The organism is Salinivibrio sp. SS2, from assembly GCF_001722075.1.
Lineage (GTDB): Bacteria > Pseudomonadota > Gammaproteobacteria > Enterobacterales > Vibrionaceae > Salinivibrio > Salinivibrio proteolyticus.
Genome location: NZ_MEBP01000120.1, coordinates 1 through 7,642, shown reverse-complemented (window position 1 = coordinate 7,642; position 7,642 = coordinate 1). Strand labels below are relative to the sequence as shown.

Here is a 7,642-nt window from a genome sequence, read left to right as displayed (position 1 = left end):
TTGGCTTTGCTCATCATCGGTGGCCTGTTTGAGGCGTTGATGATCTGATCGCGGCTCGGATGATAAGTTCAATGATCTAGGAAACAACGCCAGTTCTGCATGCTACTAAGGCCTCGAAGAAAGGCATTATTCACTGCGATAGCTTCGGTTGTGCTCTCTGGCATTCTAGCAATTTCCTCTATCGTTGCTACTCTGGGCAGCTGATAAAGCAAGTGGCAAAGGCGGCCGCTTTTCTGCCGCTTTGCGGCTCCAAATCGGTGCGTTTGTCGGGATTTAGCGAGCAAGGAGAGGAAAGCCAGTGTGGAATCAGCTAAAGGAGATATGCAATCCATGATAGATACACCACGCAACAAATTGCCAGTAGTAGAGCAAAGCCAGCATGGAGGCGTAAGCTGACTTTCGGAGGGCTTAGCCCGATTGAAGAAGCCGCTGCAATAGCGCTAATCGATACTGGCGATATGAGTTGTGCAATCACGAACATGGCTATCCACCAATGATACTGAATGACGTTTTCGACAGTGGAAAGAGAGTGAAAAATAGGGAAAAAGGCTGTGAACAATACCATTGGGTGGACGCCACAGATTGATAGCAACGGGAAGGCTGAAACAATCACAAGCCCTTGAATAAGCGTTATCGACAGTATACCAGATGCATCCTTAACAGCACCCTGCAGAAATAGCGAGCCCTCAGGTGAGTTCAGAGCCACAAAAAATGTTCCGCAGGCGATGAACATCAGTATTTCGGCACTAGAGTTATTAAAAGTCTCTCCGGCGTTGGCTATTAGTACTCTCAGACCTTGTGCGTGAATCGTTGAAAGAGCTCCGGACAGAGAGACTCCTAGTGCTACAGCTGTAACAGTCGTAAGTCCGACTGCGAATTTCGCGCCCATTAAGATGCTGAGGAATAAGCCAATTAATCTGTAGAGCCAACGAAGATCGACTGGCCCGGATGAAGGAAGCTGCTTTTCACCTCCGCCCCCTGCGCTACGCAAACACGTTAACACCAACATCGCAGTCGCCAAAGGCATACCAATCACTGCAGCTTTGCTCCAGTTTAGATCCGGGAACATCAAAGCAACGGCGGCGGCGCCAACAGTCGTGGGTGCGATAAACATTGTCGAGCCAACAGATCGCATGGCTATACGAACATGCTCTCGATGGTCGAGCTGAGTATTCCGTGTAAGGATACCAACAATTGGCACTACGGCTAAACTCAGCAAGAAGGTAAGCGATGAATACAAAAGGAAAAGAGGGAAGGGGCTCTCTTTCAACCTCGGCTGACCCAACACATGCTCAATGACATGGGAAATATTCTGGTTGACTAGGTACTTTCGAAGAATGCCGATGCCTAACAAAAGGAGAATTACTGACGAAAAACGGGTGGTACCTGAAGCTGGGTCGAAAGGGGTGTTCAGAACAGTGTGGGAAATGGCAGCTAGCCCAAATAACACAATGCCCCAGCCAGCAGAGCTTTTCCTCATCCAAGTGGATAGGCTTAGCAGTAATCCGCCGCCCACAGAAGCTAACGCAACGGGATTTACCCAGGCACTTTCTGGCAAAATCCCTATGCTCAATAGTGTTACCCAGCAAGATGCTGCAAAGCCTACAACGGGCTGAGATTTCACTACCAGGTTTCGTGTTCGAAGCTGTAGCGGCACCTGATTGGTGCTGATAGACTTAAAAAGCATTGGGAACCCCTGGTCAGCCGGCTAGACTTACGCCATGTACTGCCTTGTTTAATGGTGCCATGGAGGTTCCCGCATTAGCGACTTTCAGTCCAATTATCAGGTGTGAACTGCGGTATCGTTCTTAGTGATACTGGCAATACCTATACATGACTCTGGTTGGAGCACCGCACTTCGGAGAACATCTGAAAATGCCTTCATTGCCGGTGTCCAGGTGTTGGTTTCGGGTGCTGCGTAATAGGTCGCTACCTTCCCGATCTCTTTGGGCAGAGGGTGGCAGTGCACATCGAAGCGGTTCCGGTGAGCTTCAACCGTCTTGAGAGGTAATATGGCGTATCCCATCCCTGCTGCGACACACCCCAGCATCGCGTCAAGAGTGCCGAATTCGAATATTCGGGTCGCATAGACGCCGTAGTTCGCCATCAGCAGCTCAATTCGCTGGCGATAGCTGCACCCTTGGCGAAAGGCGAGAAACGTAGTCGTTTGTAATTCTTGGGGCTCTGGCATTTCATCCATGTGCCGCCCTGCAACAAGAACCAATTGCTCGTCGAACGCTTTGAAGAGATGGAGGCGGGGGTGATTTACCTTCCCGGCGACAAAGATGCAGTCATGCTTTCCTTCCATCATTTCCTTGATCAGATCCGCCGTCGGTCCTGTTTGAATCTCTATATCGACCTCTGGGTGCATTTCGTGGAACTTTGCGAGTATAGGTGGGAGCCTCAGGGCTGTTGTGGTTTCCATTGCTCCGATCCGGAGGCGTCCCCGGGGGGAGGCGTTTTTCTGGAAAAGTAAAAGCGCTTCGTCGTGAGCAGACAATATGCTCTCTGCATACTGAATCAACGCCTGGCCAGCGCTGGTAAGTCGAGCTGTTCCGTGGCGATCTATCAGCTTGGCATCCAGCTCTTCTTCGAGTTTTTTGATATGAGCGGTGACGTTGGACTGGACCGTATGCAGCAATTCAGCTGCAGCTACAAAGCTACCGGTTCGGACCACTTCTCGAAATATCCTTAACGACTTCAGTTGCATCTGACGCTCCTCCATGCATGAATTATCATGATATATGATATTTAATATTATAACGAATCGCTTTAAATGAAGTCACTGATTGTATATGTTGCGAGCAGAAATGGGGTGGGATGAGGCCCACGCTGTTGGAAGTGGCCCGTATTGATGGGGTCGCCCAAATTTGTAAGGAGCGAAACAGTGACTTCGATAGCTATCCTGGGATTAGGGCCTCGTGGCCTGAACGTTTTAGAGCGCATTACCGCCTACGTCTGCAACGGCTATAGCTCACAACCGATACACCTCCACCTGATTGAATCAGGTGTTCCCGGAGTCGGGATACACTACGACGACCAGCCTGACTACTTGCTGTTGAATACAGTTGCTTCACAGATAACGATGTTTATGGATCCAACCGTAAAGGATGCGGGGCCGCTTCTGCCTGGACCGAACATGTATGAGTGGGCCGCAGGTTTGGATGACCCCCGTTATAACCAGTGCACTCCCAATTGCTATTTGCCGAGACGGTTATTTGGAGAGTATCTGCACTGGGTCTACCAGTACCTATGCCGCCGCTTGGACCGTTTCTGTGAGGTAACCCTGCACAAGACCTACGCGAAGGACGTAATTCATAGGCCTGACCAGACTTTTTCCATCATGTGTGGCGACCAAACTGAGATTGATGCAAATTTTCTGTTCATGACGACAGGCCATTCTGAGAATTACCCCGATGAGCGTGATAGGGCTAGGATCCAGTTTGTAGAGAATAATCGTTTTCGCAATCGATATCTTCAATACGTGATGCCAGGGCCAGTCCCTATCCATACTTATTTTAAGGACGTTCCACCTGGAGCAACAGTTGCTATAGAGGGAATGGGATTGACTGCTATTGACGCAATTGCGTCCCTCACCGTCGGGCGAGGTGGTCGGTTCCATCGGAATGCTGAAACTGGAGAACTGTGTTACAAGCCGTCTGGCTATGAGCCCTGCCTTGCTATCATCAGCAGGAGTGGCCTCCCACTCTCATGCCGAGCAATAAACCAGAAGGGCGCATCGGATCAGTATCAGGCTCGCTTTCTAACGGCGGACCAGGTCAGGCATTGGAGAATGACCAAGAACAGAGGAGAACTGGACTTCTTCAACGACGTATTCCCGCTGCTCCTGAAAGACATGCAGTACGTTTTTTATACTACTCAGGCAACTAAACTGTATGGAAACAGTTATGCACACCTTCTGGGTGAGATGCTGGTGCGTCTTGGCGCTGAGGCGACCGAGAATCTAATTGTAAATGATTGTCCCGGTATCGAGCTATTCCGTTGGGAAAATATCGCTAATCCGATCGATGATTCAGCCATGGATAACCCGGACGTCTATCGAAAGTGGCTGATATCGTTTCTGGAACAGGATCTTCATGAGGCTCAGTTGGGAAATGTCTCTGGGCCCTTCAAAGCGGCTTGTGATGTACTCAGAGATATACGCGATAACCTGAGAAACGCAGTGGACTTTGGCTGGCTATCTCCAGAATCTCACCAACAGTTCCTGAGTAGGTTTATACCCGTTATGAACCGGCTTGCCGTTGGTCCACCTGTTCAACGGTTAGAGGAAATGATTGCGTTATATAAGGCCGGATACCTGGATATCGGGTTTGGGCCAAATTCTAAAGTGGTGCTCTCAGAAGGTGCGGCACAATTTCAGATCGCCAGTACCACATTTAAAGAGCGGCAGAAATCGATCTATGCTGACGTTTTGTGCAAGGCTCAAATCCCTAAGTCATTACCGACGCAGGATCGGTCTACCCTGATACAGAACCTCATGAAGCGGGGACTGATACGCCCCTTCACAAACGGTAACGTCGATGTTGGTGGCATTGAGGTGGATGCCCAGCTCAACCTTGTTATGAGCTCTGGCAAGAGCGTGCCAAATGCCTGGGCGCTTGGGACCGTTTCAGAGGGCTCGAAATTCTACACCTATATCGTTCCTAGACCCTGCGTAAATTCGACAGCATTGGTAGATGCGGGGAGGAGCGTAACCACCATGTTCCGTAAGAGCTTGAGACTCCCCCAGTCTGAACCAGACCATGAGCCGGGCACACTTAGCGCCATGGAGGGCATAACACTATGAGACCGAGTAGATTCAATCTCTCTGCGTTGCTCGTTGGGGCGATGGCAACATTTGTGGGGATTGGTGTGGCGCGGTTCGCCTACACACCAATTATTCCTGCACTCGTAGAAGCCAACTGGTTTACGGCCACGGAAGCGGCATACTTGGGGGCCGCGAATCTGCTCGGCTATCTCGGTGGAGCGATTGGCGCGCACACCCTCTCTGAGCGATACAAACTCCGTTATGTGCTTGGCGGCGCTTATATCGCAGTCGCGTTGAGCTTCTTTCTTTGTCTGAGCCCGATCGGCTTCGTGTGGTTCTTTATCTGGCGATTTGTGTCTGGTTTTGCCGGTGCAACCTTGATGGTTGTCGGTCCGTCTCTGGCTCTCTCAAGTACGCCAGCGTCACAACGACCAGCGACCGGAGCGATGGTTTTTACCGGTATCGGAATTGGGGCTTTTTTGTCGGCCACCGCGATTCCGTTATTGTTAAATGTAGGGCTTGTTTTAGCCTGGATTGGGCTCGGCGTACTTGCTGCTGCGGCTGGCCTTGTCGCCGATAGGGCTCTCGCAAGGTTGAAATCATTACCAGCTATTCCCCATTCAGGAAATGGGTCAGAGGGCTTAACCGCTGCACAGAAGTGGAGCATCGGAATCGTCATGGCGGCGTATGCGATGGACGGAGTCGGCTTTGTTCCCCATACGGTTTTCTGGGTAGATTATCTTGCACGTGAAGTCGGTATGGGGCAGAGCATCGCGAGTTTCCAATGGGCTGTTCTGGGTGTTGGTGCTGTTTTCGGACCTTTTATTGCCGGGAGGGCGGCCAAAAAGTTCGGCTGGCACGAGGCTCTGCTGTCAGGGTTTCTAGCAAAGTCCATCGCGACGGTATTACCGGTTATATCGGTATCGATGGCCAGTATCACGGTTTCATCCTTTGTCGTTGGAGCCATGATCCCCGGCATTGTTGCGCTAACAGCAGGGCGGCTTTCAGAGATTATGGGGCCTGCTGGTCATAAAAAGATATGGGGTATGGCGACCGCCATGTTCGCTGCATTTCAAGCAGCAGGCGGGTACGCTTTGGCATTCGTCTACGCGTCGCTTGGTAGCTACGAACCTTTATTCAGCATTGGTGCCGTTATTCTGGCGAGCGGCGTCCTCTTGCTATCAACTCGATATCTTATCGTTCGAAAAGCCACACAGATGGAGAAAAATTGATATGGAACTGTATCTGAACACGACGTCGCCTTATGCAAGAGTTGTCCGAATCTGCGCGATTGAAAAGCAGTTGGATGATGTGAAGCTCATCTGGGTAGATCCTTGGGCGGATGACAATGCGTTGCTCACCGCCAATCCGAACGGAAAAATTCCCGTGCTTGTAACGGATAGGGGAGAGACTTTATCAGAATCTCTTCTCATCGCGTCATACTTGGACGGGCTTTCTTCGACGAACAGCTTGCTTGGTGCACCCAACTACACTGATGTCCTTGCTCTCTCGGGGTTGAGTCAGGGCCTTACCGATGCGGCTTTTATGACGGTTATTAATCGGAAGCACTTTGGGAAAGAGAGCGATAGTACGGTCCTTGGAGTTCGTCGACAGAATGCCATTATCAGGTGCCTTCAGACGCTGGAGGGTAGGGTGAATACTGACGTTATGCAGTCCGACATTAACCTTGGCCAGATTGTTACTGGCGTTGCGCTGAGCTATATCGATTTTCGATTACCGGAGCTGCAATGGGGTGAAAGCCAGCCACTCCTCGCTGACTGGTTAAGGAGGTTTTTAGAGCGTGCAAGTGTCAAAGAAACGGCCTTTACTTAGGTTTTGTAAAGAATGTTTTTAGTGACTATCGCCAAAATCACATTAGGTCGATATGGCTGGTTCCGATATTAAAGGCCTCACCAAATTAACGAGATATTTTAAAAATAAACTATATGTCAAAAGTCATTTTAGAAGGTTTTATTCTCGTGCCAGACACTGATCTTCAGGCCGTGACGCGAGAGCTTGTTAATCATGAAAAGTTGACGTTGGAAGAGCCGGGCTGTTTGGTCTTTAAGGTTCAGCAACATTCGGACAACCCGCTGCGATTTGATGTTTATGAAGAGTTTACTGATCGCTCAGCTTTTGATAAGCACCAAGAGAGAGTTAAATCATCCTATTGGGGAGCGGTTACGCAAAATGTCACGCGTCACTACCAGATCAGCGAATAGAGCCTGGGCTGAATACCATCGTTATTTATCGCGTATAGCCGCTAAAGCGTAAGGGCACACCCATGCACCTGACTTTCCGTCCCATCAATCTTGAAACCGATTTTGCTAATTGCGTAGCTGCACGTCGGGACGCTTTTGTGTGTAGCTTTAGCTCCGATGAGGGGTTTGAAGACTTTCTAACGGGCTATTATGAACGAGTGAGTGAACGCATGAATCAGCCCGAGTGGTTTTATCGGCATATTTTTGTCGATGGAGAATGGGCTGGGCAGCTTGAATTTCGCAGTACGTCGCCAGAGCCTGAGACGGGTTATGTGCATCTCATCTACCTTGCACCTGCCTTTCGTGGTCGAGGGCTGGCCGCTTTGTTGCAGCGCTATATCGAAACCACCTTAACAAACGCGGGGTGCCGGCGAGCGTTGCTATCTGTAAGCCGTGATAACCATCGTGCGTTAGCCTTTTATCGTCAGCACGGCTGGGAATTTGTTCGCGCCAACCCCAAACATGCGAAGACCGATTTTTATCAGTGTTGGTTGCCGGCGTAGATACTTATTCGCGCCAATATGCGATTATGACACGATAGAATGTTTTAGTAGGCTAGGGGTTTATGACACTGATATGCCGGTCAAAAAGGATCAATGTGCGACAGTTTCAT

General features: G+C 50.0%; 7 protein-coding genes. 5 read left to right on the top strand and 2 right to left on the bottom strand.

The annotated features are described in order from the left end of the window. Positions 1-310: 310 nt before the first annotated feature. Together BGK46_RS14720 and BGK46_RS14715 are read right to left on the bottom strand one after the other, a co-directional pair. The gene (locus BGK46_RS14720; RefSeq protein WP_069590501.1) at positions 311-1,687 is read right to left on the bottom strand and encodes a hypothetical protein; all 1,377 of its coding nucleotides are present in this window, start codon (positions 1,685-1,687) and stop codon (positions 311-313) included. A gap of 96 nt (positions 1,688-1,783) precedes the next feature. After that, positions 1,784-2,710 (bottom strand): LysR family transcriptional regulator, encoded by a 927-nt coding sequence (locus BGK46_RS14715; RefSeq protein ID WP_069590499.1) that lies wholly within the window; start codon positions 2,708-2,710, stop codon positions 1,784-1,786. A gap of 177 nt (positions 2,711-2,887) precedes the next feature. Between BGK46_RS14715 and BGK46_RS14710 the strand changes: the two genes are divergently transcribed. From BGK46_RS14710 to BGK46_RS14690, 5 genes are all read left to right on the top strand, one after another. Then, complete coding sequence (locus BGK46_RS14710; protein WP_069590497.1) at positions 2,888-4,807, top strand: FAD/NAD(P)-binding protein; 1,920 nt, start codon at positions 2,888-2,890, stop codon at positions 4,805-4,807. After that, positions 4,804-6,000, top strand: coding sequence for a YbfB/YjiJ family MFS transporter (locus tag BGK46_RS14705; protein ID WP_069590495.1), 1,197 nt, complete (start codon positions 4,804-4,806; stop codon positions 5,998-6,000). Before BGK46_RS14710 ends, BGK46_RS14705 begins: the two co-directional genes overlap by 4 nt. Position 6,001: 1 nt before the next feature. Continuing rightward, positions 6,002-6,601, top strand: a complete 600-nt coding sequence (locus BGK46_RS14700; RefSeq protein ID WP_069590493.1) for a glutathione S-transferase family protein — start codon at positions 6,002-6,004, stop codon at positions 6,599-6,601. Positions 6,602-6,714: 113 nt separating this feature from the next. Next, complete coding sequence (locus BGK46_RS14695; protein WP_069590491.1) at positions 6,715-6,990, top strand: putative quinol monooxygenase; 276 nt, start codon at positions 6,715-6,717, stop codon at positions 6,988-6,990. 62 nt (positions 6,991-7,052) lie between these two features. After that, on the top strand, positions 7,053-7,532 hold the full coding sequence (locus BGK46_RS14690) for a GNAT family N-acetyltransferase (protein WP_069590489.1): 480 nt from the start codon (positions 7,053-7,055) through the stop codon (positions 7,530-7,532). Positions 7,533-7,642: the final 110 nt, after the last annotated feature.